Annotated in this window: 13 protein-coding genes; 9 read left to right on the plus strand and 4 right to left on the minus strand. The window is 70.1% G+C overall.

Annotation, left to right across the window (positions count from 1 at the left end; translation table 11 throughout):
• Positions 1-73: 73 nt before the first annotated feature.
• The 3 genes from hemA to OG219_RS07105 all read right to left on the minus strand — a co-directional run bounded on the left by hemA (position 74) and on the right by OG219_RS07105 (position 3,881).
• A complete protein-coding gene (hemA, locus tag OG219_RS07095) occupies positions 74-1,303 on the minus strand; it encodes a 5-aminolevulinate synthase (protein ID WP_266823993.1) in 1,230 nt (409 codons plus the stop codon).
• Positions 1,304-1,379: 76 nt separating this feature from the next.
• On the minus strand, positions 1,380-2,933 hold the full coding sequence (locus tag OG219_RS07100) for a class I adenylate-forming enzyme family protein (RefSeq protein WP_266823994.1): 1,554 nt from the start codon (positions 2,931-2,933) through the stop codon (positions 1,380-1,382).
• Positions 2,934-3,305: 372 nt separating this feature from the next.
• Positions 3,306-3,881 carry a TetR/AcrR family transcriptional regulator gene (locus OG219_RS07105; RefSeq protein ID WP_266823995.1) on the minus strand — a complete coding sequence of 192 codons (576 nt, stop codon included), beginning with the start codon at positions 3,879-3,881 and terminating at the stop codon, positions 3,306-3,308.
• Between the two features lie 162 nt (positions 3,882-4,043).
• On the opposite strand from OG219_RS07105, the gene OG219_RS07110 reads away from it, so the two are divergent.
• Complete coding sequence (locus tag OG219_RS07110; RefSeq protein ID WP_266823996.1) at positions 4,044-4,682, plus strand: DUF2218 domain-containing protein; 639 nt, start codon at positions 4,044-4,046, stop codon at positions 4,680-4,682.
• A 25-nt stretch (positions 4,683-4,707) separates the two neighbouring features.
• Here the strand turns inward: OG219_RS07110 and OG219_RS07115 are convergent, their stop codons facing one another.
• Complete coding sequence (locus OG219_RS07115; RefSeq protein WP_266823998.1) at positions 4,708-5,472, minus strand: hypothetical protein; 765 nt, start codon at positions 5,470-5,472, stop codon at positions 4,708-4,710.
• 489 nt (positions 5,473-5,961) lie between these two features.
• Between OG219_RS07115 and OG219_RS07120 the strand changes: the two genes are divergently transcribed.
• The 8 genes from OG219_RS07120 to OG219_RS07155 all read left to right on the plus strand — a co-directional run bounded on the left by OG219_RS07120 (position 5,962) and on the right by OG219_RS07155 (position 20,618).
• Positions 5,962-7,827 carry a phage tail sheath subtilisin-like domain-containing protein gene (locus OG219_RS07120; RefSeq protein ID WP_266824000.1) on the plus strand — a complete coding sequence of 622 codons (1,866 nt, stop codon included), beginning with the start codon at positions 5,962-5,964 and terminating at the stop codon, positions 7,825-7,827.
• A gap of 56 nt (positions 7,828-7,883) precedes the next feature.
• Positions 7,884-8,408 carry a phage tail protein gene (locus OG219_RS07125; RefSeq protein ID WP_067023001.1) on the plus strand — a complete coding sequence of 175 codons (525 nt, stop codon included), beginning with the start codon at positions 7,884-7,886 and terminating at the stop codon, positions 8,406-8,408.
• A gap of 99 nt (positions 8,409-8,507) precedes the next feature.
• Complete coding sequence (locus tag OG219_RS07130) at positions 8,508-9,377, plus strand: hypothetical protein (protein WP_266824004.1); 870 nt, start codon at positions 8,508-8,510, stop codon at positions 9,375-9,377.
• Complete coding sequence (locus tag OG219_RS07135; protein WP_266824006.1) at positions 9,370-10,122, plus strand: hypothetical protein; 753 nt, start codon at positions 9,370-9,372, stop codon at positions 10,120-10,122. The genes OG219_RS07130 and OG219_RS07135 overlap by 8 nt, the downstream gene beginning before the upstream one ends.
• Positions 10,123-10,264: 142 nt before the next feature.
• The gene (locus tag OG219_RS07140; RefSeq protein WP_266824008.1) at positions 10,265-11,197 is read left to right on the plus strand and encodes a DUF4255 domain-containing protein; all 933 of its coding nucleotides are present in this window, start codon (positions 10,265-10,267) and stop codon (positions 11,195-11,197) included.
• A gap of 33 nt (positions 11,198-11,230) precedes the next feature.
• Complete coding sequence (locus OG219_RS07145; RefSeq protein WP_266824010.1) at positions 11,231-13,732, plus strand: ATP-binding protein; 2,502 nt, start codon at positions 11,231-11,233, stop codon at positions 13,730-13,732.
• Positions 13,723-14,034, plus strand: a complete 312-nt coding sequence (locus OG219_RS07150) for a hypothetical protein (protein WP_266824012.1) — start codon at positions 13,723-13,725, stop codon at positions 14,032-14,034. The genes OG219_RS07145 and OG219_RS07150 overlap by 10 nt, the downstream gene beginning before the upstream one ends.
• Positions 14,031-20,618, plus strand: coding sequence for a DUF4157 domain-containing protein (locus OG219_RS07155; RefSeq protein WP_266824014.1), 6,588 nt, complete (start codon positions 14,031-14,033; stop codon positions 20,616-20,618). The genes OG219_RS07150 and OG219_RS07155 overlap by 4 nt, the downstream gene beginning before the upstream one ends.
• Positions 20,619-20,633: the final 15 nt, after the last annotated feature.

A 20,633-nucleotide genomic window follows, 5' to 3' on the forward strand; every position in this document is an offset into this window, starting at 1 on the left:
AGATCTCCACCTCCGCTGGAACGGCCGACGGCGGCCGGACGCCAGAGCGCGTCCGACCGCCGACGACTCCCTGTCAGTTGCCGCGCGTGTGCTGGGCGCGGGGGATGTCGAGCTCCTGCCAGATGCCGTCGAGCGCCTCGGCGAACTTCTCGACGTCGCTGGACGTGTGCGTGGCGGAGGGGGCGACGCGCAGAATCTCTTCGCCGGCCTTCACGCTGGGGGCGTTGATGGCCTGCACGTAGATGCCGTGACGCTGCAGGAGGAACTCGGAGGCCTTCCGGCAGAGGCTGTCGTCGCCGACGAAGACGGAGACGATGTGGGACATGGGCGAGACGAAGGGGATGTTCCGCTCGTCGAGAAGCCGGTGGAGCAACTGCGCGTTGTCCCGGAGCCGGTCGCGCTCCTCGTCGGAGGACCTCAGGTGCCTGACCCCGGCGAGCGCGCCGGCGGCGATGGCCGGCGGCAGGGAGGTGGTGAAGATGAACGAGCGGGAGAAGCTGCGTACCGCGTCGACCAGGGCGGCGGGCCCGGCGATGTAGCCGCCCGCGGTGCCGAATCCCTTGGCCAGGGTGCCCATGATGACGGTGAAGTCGTCGGCGATGCCCTCCCTTGCAGCGATGCCCGCTCCCTCGGGGCCGTACATGCCGACCGCGTGCACTTCGTCGAGGAAGGTGCTGGCGCCGTAGCGCTTGGCTATGTCGGCGATCTCGGCGAGCGGTGCGATGTCGCCGGACATGGAGTACACCGACTCGAGCACGATCAGCTTGGGCCGGTCGGCGGGGTCGGCGGCGATCAGTTCTTCGAGGTGCGCGACGTCGTTGTGCCGGAAGATGCGCTTCTGGGCGCCGCTGTGGCGCAGTCCGTCGATGATCGAGGCGTGGTTCAGCGCGTCCGAGTAGACGATGGTGCCGGGCATCCGGCCGGCCAGGACGGACAGGGCGCCGTCGTTCGCGGTGTATCCGGAGCTGAAGAGCAGCGCGGCTTCCTTGCCGTGGAACGCCGCGAGTTCCTTCTCGAGGAGTACGTGGTAGTGGTTGGTCCCGCCGATGTTGCGGGAGCCGCCGGAGCCCGCGCCGAACGCGTCGATGGCCTCCTTCATGGCCTCGATCACGGAAGGGTTCTGCCCCATGCCGAGGTAGTCGTTGCTGCACCAGACGCTGATCTCCACGTCGGTACCGTCGTGCCCTTGTCGTGCGACGGCGCTGGGAAACCGTCCGGCGTTCCGTCCGATCTCCAGAAACTGCCGCTTGTGGTGGGCGAATTCCTTCATCTCTTGCGAGAAGAGGTCCACGTGAAGAGTCATTGCGTCAACTCGCTCTCTGGTGACTGTCGTTCGGGTTTGCCAGGTATTCGGCGGACCGGGGGGCTCGTGGGTCCCTTCACGCTGCGGCGGAGCCGAGGGAACGCAGCCGACGCTTGTCCGGCTTGCCGGAGTCGTTGAGCGGAAGCTCGTCGAGCAGCAGGATCACTTCGGGCGCGTGCTGGGCGGAGAGCGCCGCGGCGACCCTCGACCGGACGTCGTCGGGGCTGATCCGCGCTCCGGGCCGTGCCACGATCGCGGCGTTCAGGCGTTCAATGTTGTCGGCGTCGCGGACGCCGTAGACAGCGGCCTGCCCGACACCGGGCAGCGCGAGGATCTCCCGCTCCACCACCGCCGGATAGACCTTGACGCCCTGGGTCTTGACCACATCGGCGATCCGGTCGAGGAGACGCAGATACCCCTTCTCGTCGAGGCGGCCGATGTCGCCCGTGCGGTACCAGCCGTCACGCAGCACCTGCGCCGTCAGCTCGGGGTCCGCCCAGTACCCGTCCATCACATGCGGCGAGCGGAGCCACACCTCGCCGGTCCCGCCGACCGCCAGCTCCTGGCCGGAGTCGGGGTCGCACACCTTGAGTTCGACTTCAGGAAACGGTCGCCCCACCGTGGACAGCAGCCGCGCGTCCTGATGGTCCCCGGGATCGAGGAGGGTGACGCGGCCGCCTTCGGTGGTCCCGTAGCCCTGCACCAGCGCGAACCCGAAGACGCCGACCGCCTCCGCGATTCTGGCGGGCGCGGCGGCACAGCCGGTGTAGATCAACTGCCGCAGCGAGGACAGCCGGGTCGTCGCGATGCTGTCGTGGTCGAGGAGCTGGTACAGGTGCGGAGTCGCCACCAGCGTCCGCGTGATCCGGTGTTCCTCGATGGCTCCGAGCGTCCGGGCCGGGTCGAACTCCTCGTGCAGGAAGACGGTTCCGCCGGAGGCGAGGACCGCATCCGCCATCGGTCCGACCGTGTGGCTGAGAGGGGTGGTGACGAGCATCCGCGCGTGATCCGGCTCGGTGATCGCGGTCATCGTGGTCCGTACGATGCTGTCCCAGATCCGCCCCGACTGACGAATCCCTTTGGGCCTCCCGGTGCTCCCACTCGTGAACGCGATCACGGCGAGGGCCTGCGGATCCCAGACCCCGAACTCTTCGGCCTCCTTCACCTCCTCGGAGCCACGGTCGTCGAACCCGGCGAGTGCGAAGCCGCCCGGCGCGAGGCCGGCCAACTCCTTTGCGCGTACGGCGTTTTCGTCGTCGGCGTACAGAACATCGGCCGATGTGTCGACAAGGATCGTCAACTGGGCGTCCAGGGGCAGTACTTCCGCCGACGACCCCGGGTTCGTGGACCGGAGATAGCAGACTGCCGCGCCGAGCTGGTGGGCCGCGTAGCGCACATAGAACATCTCGGGACTGTTGGGCGCCACCAGAACGCCGACCACGCTGCCGGCCCCGACTCCAAGACCACGCAGTTTGCGGGTCACGCCGTTCACCGAGTCGGTGAACTCCCCCGCCGTCACATCCCGCCCCCGCCAGTGCAGCGCGGCCCGTTCCAGGCCGGTTGCCAGCACCGACATCACCTGGGCGACGTAGCCGCCCTCTTCCGCCTGCCGGTCGTCCGGATCCGCCATGCTCACCTCGATTCAGTGCGCGACGCTCCCGAACAGGGGCCGCTGTCCTCCACCGACGCACGCCAGCTTCCCCATGGCTGAAGACACCAACAACCTGCGAACGGCGTGCCTGAAGGGCCGACTGACTCAGGCACCGATCAGGAGTGACCGATCAAGCACGCCGGGGGTGCATCCGACCGGCCACCCCGAATGGAGCGCGGTTGGGGCCCGCCCGGCGGATCAGATCGGAGGACGGAGGCGGTGCCAGAGGGCGCAAGTGAGCCGGGAGGCATAGCAGTTGAGGGGATCGGGCTTCCGTCCGGCAGCGGGTCCAGGGTTCTGACGACGTCTCAGGACAGGGACACCACCCCGCGAGGGGTCAGCTCGACGGGCTCAGCTCGACGGGCTCAGCCCGGCCACGGTGACCGCGACGAGTCGGCGGACCGCGGCCTGGGACGGCAGACCGCCCGCCGCCGCGAGGGCGTGCAGGCAGTACGTGGCCAGCTCGTCCGGCGCGACGTCGTCCCGGACCTCCCCCGCCGCCGCGGCTTCGGCGAGCAGATCCCGTACGAAGCCGTGGAGATGCCGCTCGGCGTGGACGACGTGCTCACCGCGGTGCAGCAGGGCCGAGAGCTCCGCGCCGTGGCCGTGGCGCCGGTGCTGGATGAACGCGTACGCCTCCAGTACCGCCGCCAGCCGCTCGCCGGCGCCACCGGGGCCGTCCCGGAGTCCGGCGAGCTCATGCAGATGTCCGGTGATCTGACGCTCGTGCCAGGCCACCATGATCGACTCGACGTCCGGGAAGTACTTGTACAGCGTGGCCCGGCCGATCCCGGTCTCCTCGGCGATCCGCGACATCGTCACGCCCCGCAGCCCCTGCTCGGCCACCAGAGCCACCGTTGCCGCCAGCACCGCGTCGCGCACCGCGCGCCGGTGCTCCTCGATGGTCTCGTTCCACAGCTTCGGCACCCTCCAAGCATACGGCGTGCCGATGCCGATACAGAGTGGATTGACAGAGACACTGTGTATCGATAAAGCTGATGTCGTCATGAGGAGCCGGACAACCACACGCGACGGGAAGCCCTCTCGTGAACGACCGGCCCTCGCCGACGCCCGGACCAGGGGAACCCCATGCCGATCACCGAAGCCCACATCGAGACCGACCGTCCCGGCCGCTACCTCGTCCAGCTCTGCCGCCACTTCAGCAACAAGGGCCGCCACCTGGGCCACCGTCCGCGCACCCGCCACGGCGGCGAGACATCCGCCGGAACCCACGCGAGCCCGGGGTTCAGGCCGGACGAGATCACCGTCGAGTGGTCGGAGACCCACGGCATGCTCGACCTTCCTTGGGGGCGGTGCGCCATGCGGGCCGACCCGGGCACGCTGACGCTGCGCATCGAGGCTGCCGACGAGGAGGACCTGCGGCGATTCCAGGACCTCCTCACAGCGCACATCAGCAGGTTCAGCAGGCGCGCTCCCTTGAGCGTGGACTGGCGACGGCCGGAGGAGCCCGCCGTCCAGCCCGACGCCGCTCGCCCTGTTCCGGAGAAGACCGTGGCCCATCGCCGATGGCACCGTGGCTGGACGGGCTTCGGGGTGGCCTGCGCGGTGATCGTCGCCATGGCCGTGCACTTGGGGCTCGGCGGAGCCGTTCTGGCCGGCACACAGTGGACCGGCTGGGCCATTGGCTTCATCGCGACGGCCATCGTCGTGAAGATCGCGGTCCTGAGCGTCTTCGCCGTACGGCACGGTCCGCGGCGCACGGACTAGGAGGTCGAGCCCTGCAACGGCGGGCTCACGCCGGGTGGGCGCGGGTCCCCTCCGGGCCCGGCCGGTCCGGGCGGTCCGGGCGGTCCAGGAGGAAGACCGTCACCCAGTCGGCGTCCGCCGCGTGATAGCCCAGGCCGTACAGGGCGTCGGCCGCGGCGCGCATGTGCTCGGCGCCGTAGACGACACCGATGGTGAAGGAACCGGTCCTGTCCGCGGATGCGCGGTGGTAGTCCGTCAGCGCCCGCACGAGCAGCCGGTCGCGGCGCCGCATCACCAGATCGTCCAGGCCCGGCCAGAAGTCCGCCGCCGCCTCCTCGGCATCGCTCAGCAGGTCCTCGGTCGCCAGGTGCCGGGCGAGGTAGCGGCGGGTACCGAACAACCGCATACCCGCTGTGACGGCCGGCACCACCGTGGCCAGCACCGCCCGTTCCTTCAGCGGCAGCCGACGGAAGCCCTTCTCGAACTCCTCCCCGCCCATGTCGGGGCACACCACGGGCACGCCGAGCGTGTCGAAGTCGATGTCCTGCACGACGAGCCCCAGTTGCTCGTGCCCGTCCAGCCGCGCGTAGGACGCCACGAGCGCGTCGGCGCCTGCCGATCCGCTGCCGACCCCCTCCGCGATCACCAGATCGCAGCGGCGGCGCAGCAGGCCCGCCACCTCCCGGTAGAAGTCCGCCTCGCCCAGGTGGATCATCGGGAAGAGCAGGAACTCCAGCCCGGTCCCCGGCTTGCGGAACCGTATGACCGCCGAGCGCACCCCCGCCAGCTCGGTCACCTCGATGAACTGCATGCGACCCCCGTCGCCGCCCTGCCGCGGAATCAGCACGAGACGGCATGTCGACCGTACCCGCGGCCCCGCGCGTCAAGCCTAAATTCGGCCTCGGTGAAGGCCAGTTGACCCGATGGCTCTCACAGCAGCTCCACAGCCCCGCACCTCCGCAAACTTTGCATTTGACGAACATCCCCTTCACAGAACCTCCCCCCGCGCTGTCCAGAAGAGGCCTTGCTTTGTCAACTACGCACACTTCAGAGTGGGTTGAGCACACACGCATCAGGAGTCACAAGCTCATCGCTTGACCCGGGTGGCCAACCGCCCGGGGACTGACGGGGGAAAACTGATCAAGCGTGGGTGATCGGCGTGCCCTTGGACCTAGGGGCATGAACGGTCACGCACGCCGTTTCGGGTCGGCCTGACAACGGGCGGACCCGCTGACGAGCCGCCTTCCTCTGCTGTCTCTTGGTGCCTTCACCTGGTGCCTGAGAAGGGATAGGAGGGGGAATGCCGACGAATGCAGTGAGCGCTGCCAAGCCGACGTATCCCGGCGTCTACGTCGAAGAGCTTCCCAGCAGTGTCCGCACCATCTCGACCGTGACCACCTCGGTGACCGCCTTCGTGGGTCACACACGGCGCGGCCCGCTCAACGAGCCGGTGCGCGTCACGAGCTTCACCGAGTTCGAGCGCCGCTTCGGGGGCCTCAGCGCGCAGAGCGCCGTCGGCTATGCGGTGCACCAGTTCTTCGGCAACGGCGGCACCGTCGCCGTGATCGTCCGGGTCGCGAAAGCGAACACCGGCAAGGCCGCCTGCGTGACCCTGGAGTCCACCGAGGGCCACAGCGAGAGCGCGGTCCTCGAAGTGCACGCCAAGGAGCCCGGCGTATGGGGCAACGGCCTGCGCGTCGCCGTCGACTACGACACCCCGCATCCGGACGACACATTCAACCTGCGGGTGTACGACGCCAGGGGCCAGGCCCGCGAGTCCTTCACCGGCCTCTCCCTGGACCCGGCCAGCGGCCGCTACGCCCCGACCCTGGTCAACACCGGCTCGCGGCTGATCCGCGTGGACGTCGTCGGCGAGGGCCGCCCCGACCCGTCGGGCACCGTCTCCAAGCCGTTCGGGCACGAACTGCCGGACCTCGCGGTCGACTTGACCGTGAAGATCGGCGAGGTCGAGCGTGAGTTCACGCTGTACGACCCCGAGTGCGACGGCGAGGCTCCGCGCACCGTCACCGAGCTGGCGCTGCTCCTTGAGCGCAAGCTGCGCGCACTTCCCGACGCGCCCGGCAAGCACGCCTTCGCCGGCGCCGAGGTGACCGCGTTCGGCCGGCGACTCCAGGTCGTCGCCGGGTCCACCGACCCCGAGGACGTCGTCCGCTTCGTCGGCGAGTGCGCCAACGACCTGGGCCTGGAGGCCTCGGTCAACCCGCCGGTGTTCCCACTGGACGGCGGCCAGGACGGCGAGGCACCGGGCCCGCGCGACCTGATCGGCAGCGAGACTGACAAGACCGGCATCCAGGCACTGCGCGACGTCGCCGACGTCAACCTGCTCGCCCTGCCGGAACTCGCGGCGTACGAGTCGACCGACGACATGGTGACGGTCGTCTCGGCGGCACAGCGCCTGTGCGAGCAGCAGCGGATCTTCCTCCTGGTCGACGCCCCGGGCTCCTGGGGCAGCGTCGACTCGGCGCGGGCAGGTCTGTCCGCGTTCGACGCGGTGCGCGGCAACCACGCGGGGCTCTACTTCCCGCATCTGCAGCTCACCGATCCGCTCACCGGGCGGCTCCGCTCCTTCCCGCCTTCGGGGGCGGTGGCGGGCGTGTTCGCCCGCACGGACTCCGAGCGCGGCGTGTGGAAGGCACCGGCCGGGACCGAGGCACGCCTCGCGGGCGTGCACTCGCTGACGGTCCAGCTGACCGACCGCGAGAACGGGCTGCTCAACCCGCTGGGCGTCAACTGCCTGCGCACTTTCCCGATGGTGGGCCCGCTGGTCTGGGGAGCGCGCACCCTTGAGGGCTCCGACGCCCTCGAAGGCGACTGGAAGTACGTGCCGGTGCGGCGGCTCGCCCTGCATGTGGAGGAGAGCCTGCAACGCGGCCTGCAGTGGGTCGTGTTCGAGCCGAACGACGAGAACCTGTGGCAGCAGATCCGCCTCAGCGCCTCCTCGTACCTCCACACGCTGTTCCGTCAGGGCGCCTTCAAGGGAAGCACGCCGCGCGAGGCGTACTTCGTCAAGTGCGACAAGGACACCACGACGGACGAGGACATCGCGAACGGCGTCGTGAACGTGCTGGTCGGCATCGCGCCCGTCAGGCCCGCCGAGTTCGTGATCGTCAAGATCCAGCAGACGTCCGGGCAGTTCGAGCTCTAGGGAAGCCGCGCTGAGGAATCTGCAAGGAATCCACGGAATACCGAGGAAGTAATTCGATGGCTGAGTTCACGGTCAACGCCCATCGTTTCGATCCGTACAAGAACTTCAAGTTCCTGGTCCTGTGGGACGGTCGTACGGTCGCGGGCATCAGCAAGGTCAGTCCGCTCAAGCGGACCACCGAAGTCGTCAAGCACCGGCACGGAGGCGATCCGAGCTCCCCGCGCAAGTCGCCGGGACGCTCCGAGTTCGAGGGCATCACGCTGGAGCGCGGTGTGACGCACGACCCCGAGTTCGACCGCTGGGCCAACAAGGTCTGGCAGGTCGGCGCGGGGCTCGGCTCCGAGGTGTCGCTCGCCGACTTCCGCAAGGACATCGTCATCCAGGTCCTCAACGAGGCCGGCCAGGTCGCTGTCTCGCACAAGCTCTACCGGACCTGGCCGAGCGAGTACCAGGTCCTCGGCGAACTGGACGCGAACGCCAACGCGGTGGCGATCCAGAGCCTGAAGCTCGAATGCGAGGGCTGGGAGCGGGACTACGAGGTTCCGGAGCCGGAGGAGCCGTCGTTCCTCAACCCGGCTTGAACACCAGCGAGTTGAGCCGCATGCACGTCGCAGCACACGCAAGTTGAACCATCGGCCCGCACGGGAGCGGGTCGCGAACGGACAGGGGCGGGGGTACACATGGCGATCACTCAGGCCACTGAGCTGCTGGCCACCTGGGAGGCCGGGCTCGACCGGACCTTCGACGGGCGTGCCCTGCTGCTGCACCACGCGGCGCGCCCGGACACCGGTGGCGACAGCGAAGCACTGCTGTCGCTGCCGGTGGGCGCACGCGAGGCCGATCTGTTCGCGCTGCGCCGCTCCCTGTTCGGCGAGCGGATGCAGGTGCGCCTGGAGTGCGAGTCGTGCGGTGCGGACATGGAATTCGACCTGGATGCCGGGGAGTTCGCCCGGTCGCTGCGGGTGCCCGAGGCGGCACCGGTGCGGATCGCCGAGGACGGCTGGGTGGTCGAGTTCCGGGTGCCGAACGTCGCCGACCTCACCGCGGCGGCCCGGCACGCCGACGCCCGCCGGGCGCTGCTCGCGCGGTGCGTCGTGTCGGTCGTCCGTGACGGGGAGGTCGCGCCCGGCCGTGTTCCCCGCGGCGTGGCCGGCGGTGTTCCCCGCGGCGTGGCCGATGCTGCGCGCCACGGCGTAGCCGATGGTGTGCCTCACGGTGCGGACGATGGTGTGCCCCCCGGCGTGCCCCGTGGGGGCGCCCTCGTCGACGTACTGCCGCCGTCCGTCCAGCGGCGGATCGCCGAGGCCGCGGAGGCGGCCGATCCGGCCGCCGACGTGACGCTCAACATCAACTGTCCCGAGTGCGGCACGGCGACCCGGGCCGAACTGGACATCGCCTCCTACCTCTGGACCGAACTGGACGCCTGGGCAAGGGACTTGCTGCTCGACGTCCATCTGCTCGCCACCGCGTACGGGTGGAGCGAGCCCGAGATCCTGGCGCTCAGCCCGCTGCGGCGCCGCTACTACCTGGAGCTGTGTGCGGATGTCTGACCTCTCCGGGCGCACGCCCGAGGGCCCTGTGGCCCCGGACTTCCTCGACCGGCTGATCGCCCGTCATGCCCTGGGCGCCGCACCGCGCCCCGGGGTGGTGCGGGTACGGCCGCGCCTCACGGGCCCCTTCGAGCGCGTCGAGGCGGTACGGACCGGGGCTTCGGACGCGCAGGAGCCCGTATGGCCGACCGTGCCCCAACTCCCTTCGGACAACGACGGGTTGACGGTTCGACCCACCTCCCGTGAGGTCCACTTCCGCACGGAGAGGGAGCAGACCGTCGTACGGACCGAGCGCTCGCCCCAGCCCGCACGGTCCGCGTCTCACGCGACCGAGCGGGAAGCCCCTGTGGTGCCGCTGTTGCGGCCCGCCGCCGCGGTGACGCCCGGGCTCAGGCCCGTCCCCGAGGCGGGACGCCGTTCGGCACGTGCCCGAGCGGGTTTTCCCGCCGCCCCGAGCGCGGCTTCCGTACCCACCCCCCCGGGTACGGAAGCCGCTTCGACCGCCGTGTCCACTCCGCCGCGGCCCAGCGCCGCGGACACGGCGGCGGCCCGGGATGCCGTGCGGCAGGTGGCGGGCAGGCGGGCGGGGCGGGGCGCTGAGCACGTGGTGCAGGTGCAGATCGGGCGGCTCGAGGTGACGGCGGCGCCGTCGCCTTCCGCGGGCGGCCGGACGCAGGCGCCCGCGGTACGGCGGCCCGGGGCGACCGTGAGCCTGGAGGAGTACCTGGCTCGGGGGCGCGAGTGAACGACGTGAACGAACTGAGGGACGCAAGAACGGCTGAACGGTTCACAAGGGGACCAGGGCCGTGGGATCGACCAGGGACTACGGGATCAGGGACATGGGATCGACCGGGGATCACGGGATCAGGGACTGAGGAACCGACGCCATGAGCAACGCACTCGCCATCGCCCACGTCACCCAGGCCCTCGCCCTGCTGATCGAGGCCAATCTGCAGCCCGAGATCGACATGGCCGTCAAGGTCGAGACGCGCAAGCCGCCGGCCGATCCGCCCACCGATCCCACCATCACCGTGTTCCTGTACCAGGTCACGCCCAACACCTCGCAGCGCAACAACGACCTGGCCACCCGCGCACCGGACGGCACGCTGCTCAAGCGGCCCGCCGCGGCCCTCGACCTGAACTTCGTGATCAGCGCGTACGGCGAGGAGACGGACCTGGTCGGACAGCGGCTCATCGGAACCGTGGTGCGCACGCTCCACGAGATCCCCGTGCTGCCCCAGGACATCATCGAACAGGCCGGTGAGCGGCCCTACTTGGCCGACAGCGATCTCGCGGAGGCGGCGCAGCGGGTGCGGTTCGTGCCGACGGTCATGGACATCGACGAGACGTCGAAGCTCTGGGGAATGCTCAACCAGACACCGTACGCGCTGTCCGTGACCTACCAGGCGGCGCTGGTGCTGATCGAGGGCCGCGAGACACCGACGCCGGCGAAGCCGGTGGAGCGCAGCACGGTTCGGGTGCTGCCGTTCGGGGCGCCGGGGGCGCCGGTTCCGCCGTCCCCGGCCGGGGACGGCGCCGGGCGGTCACCCGGTAAGGCCGTCGCGGTTCCCGACACGGCGCACGACGCAAAGCCCAACACGAAGCCCGACGCGAACGGGCAGACCAAGGTCGACGCCCGGCCCGTCACGAAGGCCGTCGCCAAGAAGCCCGCGCGGGCCGTCGCGAAGGCGTCCGGCAAGACCGCGGCGCCCGCCAGGACACCTGCCCGGACCCGCAAGTCGACGACCGGCACTGCCAAGCGCACCCCTTCCGACGCTCCCGCCACCGAGACGGGCAGCGCCGAGAACGACGGGAGCTGAGGCGCGGTGCGGGAGACGGGGGCGGGTCAGGACATGGGTACGCGGGAGAGGGGCGCGGGGGCCGCGTCGGGTGACGCGTTGACGCTGTACACGGAGATTCGGCGTGTCCTCGCGCTGCTCGACGTGCATGCGAGCCGGGCGACCAAGCCGACGCGGGTCGGCGCTGGGGTGACGGAGGCGGGGCCGGGCACGGGGCACCGCTCCAGTGACGGGCCGAGTCACCCAACGGGTGGCGGCTCCGGCAGCGGTCGGGTCGGCGGTGCCGATGGCGGCCTCGATGGCGATCGCGGTGTCGGCTTCGACACCGGTCGCGACGCCGGTCTGGATAGCGGTCGCGGTGCCGGTCTCGACGCCAACCTCGACACCGGTCCCGACGACGGTCTCGACAGCGCTCGCGGTGCCGGTCCCGACAACAGTCGCGACGCCAGCCTCGACGACGGCCTCGGCACCGGTCCCGATCACGGTCGCGGTGTCGGTCCCGACGCCGGTCCCGATGCCAACCTCAACGCCGGTCCCCACGACGGTCTCGACAGCGCTCACGGTGCCGGGCCCGATCACGGTCGCGATGCCAGTCTCGACGACGGCCTCGGCACCGGTCCCGATCACGGTCGCGGTGTCGGACTCGACGCCGGTCCCGACGGCGCTTCCCCCGCCGCACCCTCCACCCCCGCACCCACCCCGCACAGCACCGCCCCCGCCTCCACCCCCACGGCCTCAGCGATCGACGGTCCCAGCATCGCTCCCCTCGACGCCCTAACCGCCTACTTCGGTCTCACCCCTTTCGAGCGGGACCTCGTCCTGCTCACCGCCGCCTACGAGTTGGACCCCACCACGGCCGCCCGCTGCGCCGCCGCCGGTGGGGATCCCGAGCGTGCGCACCCCACTTTCTCCCTCGCACTCGCCGTGCTGGACGGGGCCCACTGGAGTGCGCTGACGCCGGTCGCCCCGCTGCGCCGGTGGCGGCTGGTCGACCTGGACGACGAGACGCGGCTGACCCGGTCCCGGCTGCGGCTCGACGAGCGCATCCTGCACTTCCTGCTCGGCTCGCCGTATTTGGACGCCAGGCTTCACGGTCAGTTGCGGCGCGCCCCGGTGCCGGACGACCTTCCGCCGTCGTACGACGTGGCGGCGGGCCGTGTCACGGCGGGCTGGACGACGACGGCACGGCCGGGCGCGCCACTGCTCGTCGAGGTCGTGGGCGGCGATCTGCGAAGCCGCGCCGACATCGCCGCCGCGGCGGCCGCGCGTTCGGGGCTCGGCCTGTACGAGATGAGCGCGGAGGACATCCCCACCGACCCGGCGCAGCGCGACCTGCTCGCCCGCCTGTGGCAGCGCGAGGCGATCCTGCTGCCCGCCGCGCTGCTGGTCGAGGTGGGTGAACTGGACCGCGATCAGCGTGCGGCGACGGAGGCGTTCCTGGCCGGTGCCGCCGTCCCCGTCGTCGTGTCGGGTGCCGATCCACGGCCGACGGAGCGGTCGCGCGGCGAGCGCGTGAACGTGCCGCGCCTGGACGACGAGGAACAGTTCGGGCTCTGGGCGGGCGCGTTCGAGGACGTGGCCGACATCGACGAGGGTCAACTGCGGTCGCTGGTGGCGCAGTTCCAGCTGCCGCCGCACGTCATACGTTCCGCGGCCGACACCGTACGCCGTGATCTGCCCGGCGAGGACGTGCTGGACGCCGCCTCGCTCGCCTGGCGGGCCGGACTCGGCGAAGCCCGACTCGGCATGGACGAGCTGGGTCGGCGGATCGAGCCGGAGGCGGGCTGGCACGACCTGGTGCTGCACGAGCGGCAGACGAGCACACTGCGGGAGATCGTCGCGCATGTGCGCCGCCGGGCGACCGTCCACCAGGAGTGGGGCTTCGCCGCCACGCTGCGCCGCGGCCTCGGTGTCACGGCCCTGTTCGCGGGCGGGTCGGGCACGGGAAAGACCCTGGCCGCCGAGGTCATGGCGAAGGAACTCGGGCTCGACCTGTTCGTCATCGACCTCTCGCAGGTCGTGAGCAAGTACATCGGGGAGACCGAGAAGAACCTGCGCAAGGTCTTCGACGCGGCCGAACGCGGCGGCGCACTCCTGCTGTTCGACGAGGCGGACGCCCTCTTCGGCAAGCGCAGCGAGGTGAAGGACAGCCACGACCGGTACGCCAACCTCGAAGTCAGCTATCTGCTGATGCGCATGGAGGCCTACCGGGGCCTGGCCATCCTCACCACCAACATGAAGAAGGCCCTGGACACGGCGTTCATGCGACGTATCCGCTTCGTCGTCGACTTCCCGTTCCCCGCGGAGCACGAGCGCGCCGAGATCTGGCGCCGGGTACTTCCGCCGCAGACGCCGACGAAGGGCATCGACCCCGAACTCCTCGCACAGCTCACCGTCGCGGGCGGCTCGATCCGCAACATCGCCCTGTCGGGTGCTTTCCTCGCCGCCGAGGAGGGCGACCGGCTGCAGATGCGCCACATGCTCGCCGCGGCCCGTACCGAGTACGTGAAGCTGGAACGCTCCCTGACTGCCTCGGAGGTCCGCGGATGGGTGTGACGGGAGAGCACGGCACCCCGGGAGCGAGCGGGCAGCCGCACACGATCCGGGTGGACGTCGGCGAACTGGTCCTGGACGGCTTCGGTGTGGACCCGGAGCGCGTATCCGCTTCGTTCGAGCGGGAGTTGACGCGTCTCGTACGCGAACGCGGTGTCCCGATCGCCGCGGACGGCGGCTTGAGTCTGGACACGCTCTCGGCACTGCCTCCGATGCCGGCCGGCCTGTCCGCGCGCCGTCTGGGCCAGGAGCTGGCGCGCGCGGTGCACGCGGGTCTGTCGGGCCGGGGAGAGGTGACGCGATGAGCAACTCCCAGTCCCAGGATGCGCAGACCGACCAGGCCGCGGAGCAGCGCCGCCGCAAGCGCAAGGAGCGCGCCGCCAAGTCCCGTACGCCCGAGCCGAAGGACATCGTCAGCGGCGCGGGGCAGCCTCTCGACATCGGCGTGCGAAGGGAGTTGGAGGAGCAGCTCGGCCACGACCTCAGCCGCGTACGCCTGCACACCGACCGGGACGCGGGTGTCCTCACGGACCTGCTCGGCGCGGACGCCGTGGCGGTCGGCCAGGACATCTTCTTCCGTGCGGGCGCCTATCGGCCGGGCACGGTGGACGGTCAACGCCTGCTCGCCCACGAGCTGTTGCACACCGTGCAGAACCCGGACGGTCTGGGCGCCCTGCGCGCCGGCCGTGACCTGGGCGCGGTCAGCCTGCCGCAGCAAGCGGTCGAGCGCGAGGCGGAGTCGGCCGCGCAGGAGCTCGTACGTCCTTCAGTGGGCGAGCCGGCCGAGGCGGCGCCCGTTGAGGTGAGCGAGGGCCAGGCCACTCCCGGCTGGATGCGCTACGCCACCGTCGACGCCGACCGGAACCGCATCGAGCAGATCGATCCGGCGACCCTGGTGGACCGGCTGACGAACTCGGTCGTGCGCTCGCTGCGCGGCGACCCGGAGGACCGGTCGAAGCGCACGCGCATGCAACTCGCCCGGCTGCCGGAGGAGTTGCTGGACGGTGTGCTCGAGCACCTGGAGTCGAGGCTGCTCAGCTCGGAGCACGAGCGGGTGCTCGATCTCGTCGACGAGATCGAGCAGGTCGGCTCGGACGGTCTGGAGCAGAACTCGCTCGACGTCCCGGTGGTCGAGCGCGATCCGGCCGAGGAACTGTGGTTCGAGCGGGAGGCCGAGCGGCAGTCGGACGAGGAGGAGCGGGCGGAGGAGCGGAAACCCGCGGAGGCGCCCGGCCCGGAGAAGGAGACGGCCGACACGGAGGGCGCCGCGGGCAGTACCCCGGCCAACGGTGGCGCTCGGGAGGAGGGGACCGCTCCACAGGGTGGCAGCCGGACGGAGAAGCCTGGCACCGACTCGGCTCATGGCAGCGGGAGTTCGGAGTCCACGGGACAGCAGTCGGCCGCTCCGGCGGCACCGGCCGCGGCGCCTCAGCAGCAGTCGTCGGGGCAGAGCGCGTCCTCGGGCGGGAAGTCCGACGGTGGGCAGCAGGGCGGTGAGAAGAAGACCGCGGGCTCCGACGGCGCCAAGGAGGGACAGGATCAGCAGGGTGTCCCGGCCGCGACCAAGGAGGAGTCCGCGGCCAAGAACCGTCCGGGAGCGGTCGACGCGCTCGTGGCCGGCCGGCAGCTGAAGCAGGAGGACAAGCCCGCGGCGGACAAACCGACGGGCTCGCAGACGGTGTCCGGCAGGGACACGCAGCTGCCCGGCGCGGTCAGCAGGCTGGACGGCGTACGCAATCAGGATCTCGATGGCCTTGAGGAGGAGACCGACGACGATCCGTCGGGCTCCGGCAGTGAGTCGGAGGTCGAGGTCGGCGGCACGGAGAAGAGCGCCTGGGACACCAAGCTCCAGCCGGAGGACTTCCTCCCCACGGAGGACCTCGACGTGTCCGCCGTACCGACCGCGGACGAGTCCGATCCGGGGTCGGCCGCCGCCGCGATGCCCTCGTTCCCCGCGCCGCCCGTCACCAAGGCCGACAAGGTGCAGGCCGAGCGGGACGCGGAGGACGCCGAGGACGCTGCGGCGGAGGTCGATTCCGAGTCCGAGGAGGAAGTCGCCGACGCGGCGGGCGATACGGGGACGACGGCCGCGGCGGACGAAGGCGGTCCTGGGGGCGGGCAGCCCGGCGTCCTCGATCCGGAGTCGGCCTCGGCCGCACTGCCGGTACCGGGAGCGGTGTCGAAGGACCCGAAGAGCGGGGACGACCCCAAGGCCGGGCCCGTCGCCGCGCAGACCACGGTGCAGGAGGCGCCGGGCAAGGCCGCGGTCGGCGGTGACAGCACGGAGACCGCTGCCAAGGAGGCTTCAGCCAAGGAGGAGAAGGGCACTCCGGCCGCGGGTGACAAGTCCGGGGGTGCACAGGAGAAGGGCTCCCCGCAGGCGGCCGGTGGCAAGGCGGCGGCGTCGGAGCCCGCGGGCGGGAAGTCCTCGGGGGCGAGCGCGGGGGCTGGGTCCGGAGCGGCCGCGGAATCCGCTTCGGGATCGACCTCAGGATCGGCTTCGGGGTCGGCTTCCGCCGGAAAGAGCGAGCCCGCCGGCGAATCGCAGGCTCCTTCGGCCGCGCGGGACAGCCATGTCTCCGGCGGCTCCCCTGCCGGTACGTCGGGTGGCGGGAGCAGTCCTCAGGCGGAGGCCCCGGCGGCGAAGGCGCCCGCGCCCGCCGCTCCGGAACCCGTGACGGCGCCCGAGGCGGGAGCCCCTGCGGCGCCCGCCGTTGAGGAGGCGCCTGCCCCCAGGGCCCCGGGCCGCAAGCAGGCTTCCGCACCGCAGGCATCCCAGGCATCGCGCGGCGGGAGCGGTGGCGGAAGTGGCGGCAGCAAGGCGACCGCGCCGGGCAAGGGCAAGAAGGATTCCGCGGCGGCCCCGAACCTCTCCCAGGTGTCTCCGGAGGCGGGTCTGTCCACCGCCGCGAAACTCAAGCCCCACAAGGCACTTCAGGCGATGTCCGGCGTGAGCGGCGCGGCGGACCGCACCGTCGGCGACGAACACAAGGCGCTCGCCGCCGCTCCGCCGCAGATGCAGCGCCCGGCGGGTGCGCCGCAGACCCTTGAGGGCAAGCCGAAGTCCGACGCGCCGGCCCAGTACTCCCAGGACCCCGCGCAGAAGTCCGAGGCTCCCAAGGACGAGAAGGCCGAAGTCGAGGGCGCCAAGGAGCCCGAGGGCCAGATCGAGGCCGAGAAGGCGGAGGAGCCGGGCGGCTGGGACACCTTCAAGATGGCCCTGGGCTTCGGCCTGGGCTGGATCGCGAACAAGCTCGGCTTCGAGGTGGACGCACAGGAGCTGGCCGCCAAGTTCGCGGGCCTGCCGACGAAGGACGAGGCTCTCAAGAAGGCCCAGGCGGGCAACGCGCCGGGCGTGCAGATGCAGGACACCGCCGAGCAGACCGCCGGTGAACAGGGCGAGAGCGTCGACGCCAAGGGCCAGGAGACCGTCACGACGGCCCGTGACGACGCCGGGCGCCCGATGGGCGAGAACCAGGTCTACCCCAATGCTCCCAAGGAGCAGATGAAGGGGAAGGTGCCCGGTCAGCAGGGCGGCAAGGGCGGTGTGCCGGAGGGCGGCGCATCGACCGGTGCCGTGCCCCCCGAGGCTGCCTCGGCGGTGGCGGAGCACGACAGTGGCCCGCAGTTCCAGGCGGCCTTCGGTCAGGGCCAGAAGGGCATGTCGGAGGGGCGGCAGACCAAGGACCGGGACTTCCGCGACTCCCAGCAGAAGCACAAGCAGCAGGTCGACAGCGAGATAGCGAAGAACACGAAGAACCAGACGGGCGAGCGTGAGAAGGCCCAGACGGAGGTCACGGGCCAGCGCGCCGACTGGCGCACGGAGCAGGACGAGGAGCTCAAGAAGCTCGGGACGAAGAAGACCGAGCGGCACGACAAGGTCCGCAGGGACGTCCAGGACAAGGAGGAGAAGACCGACAAGGACGTCACCAAGGAGAAGGACGACGGCGACAAGAAGATCCAGGACGCGAACACCAAGGCCGAACAGGACGCCGAGAAGGAGCGCGACAACAGCGTCCAGGAGTCGGGCAACTGGATCTCCAAGGCCTTCGACTGGATCAAGCAGAAGGTCATCGAGATCAAGAACGCGATCGTCCGCGTCATCAGAGCGGCACGTGACGCGGTCGTCGGCTTCATCAAGAACTTCAGGGAAACGGTCGAGCGCTGGATCAACGAGGCGCGCAAGTTCATCGTCGACACGGTCAAGAAGCTCATCGACGACCTGATCGAATTCGCCAAGTCGATGGTGCGTGCCGTCATCGAACTGGCCAACCGCATCCGGAAGTTCATCACTTCTCTGATCGCGGCGGCGATCGCCCTCGTCAACCGGCTGGCCACCCTGCTGCGGCAGGTCGTCGCCGATCTGCTGAACGCCATCGCGAAGCTGCTGAGCGACATCCTGAACATCCTGAGGAAGATGCTCCAGGACGTCATCAAGGCCGTGATGGACGCGATCAAGACGGTCCTGGACTACGCCTCCAAACTCCTGAGCGCGCTCGGCGACTTCATGCTCATCGCCGTCGACTTCCTCTCGGATCCCGGCGGCTGGCTGAGCGGCGCCAAGAACTCGGCGGTGGACGGCGCCAAGAACCACCTGTTCCGGGAGGTCCAGGCAGCCGTCAAGCAGTGGTTCCAGTCGAAGATCGAGGAGATCATCGGCATCCCCAGGGCCATCCTGGACAGGCTGATCAAGGGTGGCATCACCCTGGAGAAGATCGTCAAGGAGACGTGGGACGCCATCGTCCCCCAACTCCCCTTCATCATCGGCGAGATCGTCATCACCAAGGTCATCGCCAAACTGATCCCGGGCGCGGGCTGGGCGATGGCAGTGATCGACGCCATCCGCACGGCCATCGGAGCACTCGGCGAGATCCTGCGGGCGATCGGTGCGGTCATCAGCTGGCTCAAGGCGGTCCGCCAAGGCGGGGCGGGCATCCTCTTCGCCAAGGCGGTCGCAGCGGGGATCGTGGCACTGCTCGAGCTGGCGTACGAGGCGCTGATCAGCGGGATCGGCAAGTACGTGGCGAAGGTGGGGAAGCGTCTGAAGGGGGTCGCGGCGAGGCTGGGCAAGGGGGACAAGGGCGGAGAGAAGAGGCCGGCGGGTCAGGGCTCGGACGACAAGGGCGACACGAACGGCAGGAGCGCGCCCACTGACACGGCGGCACGCCCGTCGGCGGCGACACCTGCAGCCAAACCGGCGAACAGGCCTGACACGAAGCCCGGCACGGCACCCTCCCCTAAGCGGCCCGCCCCCAAGCAGCCCGCGACCAAGGGCCAGGAGAAGTCCCCGGAGAACACGGGCGGCGGCAAGAGGCCCACGGTCGGCGAAAAGGACGGCCGGCCGAAGGGCGACAAGGAGCCCGAAGGAACGCTGGCCCACACCAACAAGCCGGACACACGCCCGACGGCCCCCAAGTCGAAGCCCGAGCCGGCCCCGGCTCCGAAGCCCCGGCCGAAGGAGGACGCCGGCCCGGCGTCCGGGCCCAAACCCGACAAAGACGCGCCCGGCGGGTCCAAGCCGGACAAGGACGACGACAAGCCGGCTCAGCCGAAGGACGACAAGGACTCGACGAAGCCAAAGGACGGCACCCCGGGCAAGCCCGGGCCGGACAAGGACGCGCCCGGCAAGGACACCCCCGGCAAGCCCAAGCCGGACAAGGACGGCCCAGGCAGGCCAAGGACCAAACCCGACAAGGGAGGCCCCGACAGGCCCAGGCCCCGGCACGACAAGAGCGGCCCGGGCAGGCCCAAGAGCCGGCCCGACAAGGACAGGCAGAAGAAGAACGAGGAGGAGTCCAAGGCCGAAAGGCTGGCGAAGATCATCGCCCGGATCCGCCCCCTCATCCGGAAACAGCTGACCAAGGGCATGGACCCGGAGGTCCACCGCCAGATGCTCGCGAGCATGCGGCGCCATTACCGGCTCACCAGCCTGAGCAAGACGGGACAGCCAGACTTCAAGATCACCGCCAGGCTCAACCCTCAGGGCACAGTCACGGGCGGCTACACCGAAGCCGAGGATCTGAACACGGACGGCTACGAGGAACACACCGACTACCTCACGAACCAGCCGGACCCGGACCTCCCGGCACCCCGTATACCGAAGTTCGTGAACGGTCAGTTGGCCAAGAACTTCAAGGCCGAACACCTCAACAAGGAATTCGTCGAGGCGCACGGCCAGAAGGCGAATTCGAGCCTGATCCAGGAACCCATCGGCTTCCGTCACATCAACAAGTACGACCTCAACACGGACGCCAGCAAGCGCTGGGTGCGGATGCACCTGCTCACCGAGAAACTCGGCGGCCCGTTCCTCGGCACGAATCTCGTGCCCGCCCAGAACTCGATCAACAACCCCACCTTCAAGTGGGGCATCGAGCAGTACCCGGAAAAGGAGGTACGACGGAAGGACGACAGCCGCGACGACAAACTGCGCATGGTCTGGTACCAGATCGAACTGACGTGGCACACCGGTCCGGTCAAGGGGTTCCCCCATTCCATATCCGCGGCGTGGGGGACGTATCGCTACGACCGTGATGCCAAGGCGTGGAAGGAGAAGGTTCCGACGGGCCGCGGCCCTCTGAACTTCTCTGTAGGGCCACTGGATCAGCCACCCCAGCCCCAGGGCACGCCGCGCAGGGTCCTCATCAATCGCGACTCGAACCGGCGCATGATGAGAATGCTGAACGTTTCGCCGGCCTTTGCCGAGGCGATCAGGAACGCTCGCACAAATCGCGGCGACGGAACACCGGCCGTCGCACCTCCGGGCAACACAACGGAACTTGCCCAGCGCCTCAATGAACTCCCCGAGAAGCGAAAGAACAGGATTCGGGACTTCACTGCGGGAATAGTCTCCCTGGCAGTGGCGGAACAAGAGAATCTGCTGGAGTACTGAACTCACAGATGAGAG

Source organism: Streptomyces sp. NBC_00038, assembly GCF_026343635.1.
Classification (GTDB): Bacteria; Actinomycetota; Actinomycetes; order Streptomycetales; family Streptomycetaceae; genus Streptomyces.

Excerpts from the sequence above, each read along its gene's own strand:
- hemA (WP_266823993.1), bottom strand. The coding sequence starts at position 1,303 with ATGACTCTTCACGTGGACCTCTTCTCGCAAGAGATGAAGGAATTCGCC.
- OG219_RS07100 (WP_266823994.1), bottom strand. The coding sequence starts at position 2,933 with ATGGCGGATCCGGACGACCGGCAGGCGGAAGAGGGCGGCTACGTCGCC.
- OG219_RS07110 (WP_266823996.1), top strand. The coding sequence starts at position 4,044 with ATGCCGATCACCGAAGCCCACATCGAGACCGACCGTCCCGGCCGCTAC.
- OG219_RS07115 (WP_266823998.1), bottom strand. The coding sequence starts at position 5,472 with ATGCAGTTCATCGAGGTGACCGAGCTGGCGGGGGTGCGCTCGGCGGTC.
- OG219_RS07120 (WP_266824000.1), top strand. The coding sequence starts at position 5,962 with ATGCCGACGAATGCAGTGAGCGCTGCCAAGCCGACGTATCCCGGCGTC.
- OG219_RS07125 (WP_067023001.1), top strand. The coding sequence starts at position 7,884 with ATGGCTGAGTTCACGGTCAACGCCCATCGTTTCGATCCGTACAAGAAC.
- OG219_RS07130 (WP_266824004.1), top strand. The coding sequence starts at position 8,508 with ATGGCGATCACTCAGGCCACTGAGCTGCTGGCCACCTGGGAGGCCGGG.
- OG219_RS07135 (WP_266824006.1), top strand. The coding sequence starts at position 9,370 with ATGTCTGACCTCTCCGGGCGCACGCCCGAGGGCCCTGTGGCCCCGGAC.
- OG219_RS07140 (WP_266824008.1), top strand. The coding sequence starts at position 10,265 with ATGAGCAACGCACTCGCCATCGCCCACGTCACCCAGGCCCTCGCCCTG.
- OG219_RS07145 (WP_266824010.1), top strand. The coding sequence starts at position 11,231 with ATGGGTACGCGGGAGAGGGGCGCGGGGGCCGCGTCGGGTGACGCGTTG.
- OG219_RS07150 (WP_266824012.1), top strand. The coding sequence starts at position 13,723 with ATGGGTGTGACGGGAGAGCACGGCACCCCGGGAGCGAGCGGGCAGCCG.
- OG219_RS07155 (WP_266824014.1), top strand. The coding sequence starts at position 14,031 with ATGAGCAACTCCCAGTCCCAGGATGCGCAGACCGACCAGGCCGCGGAG.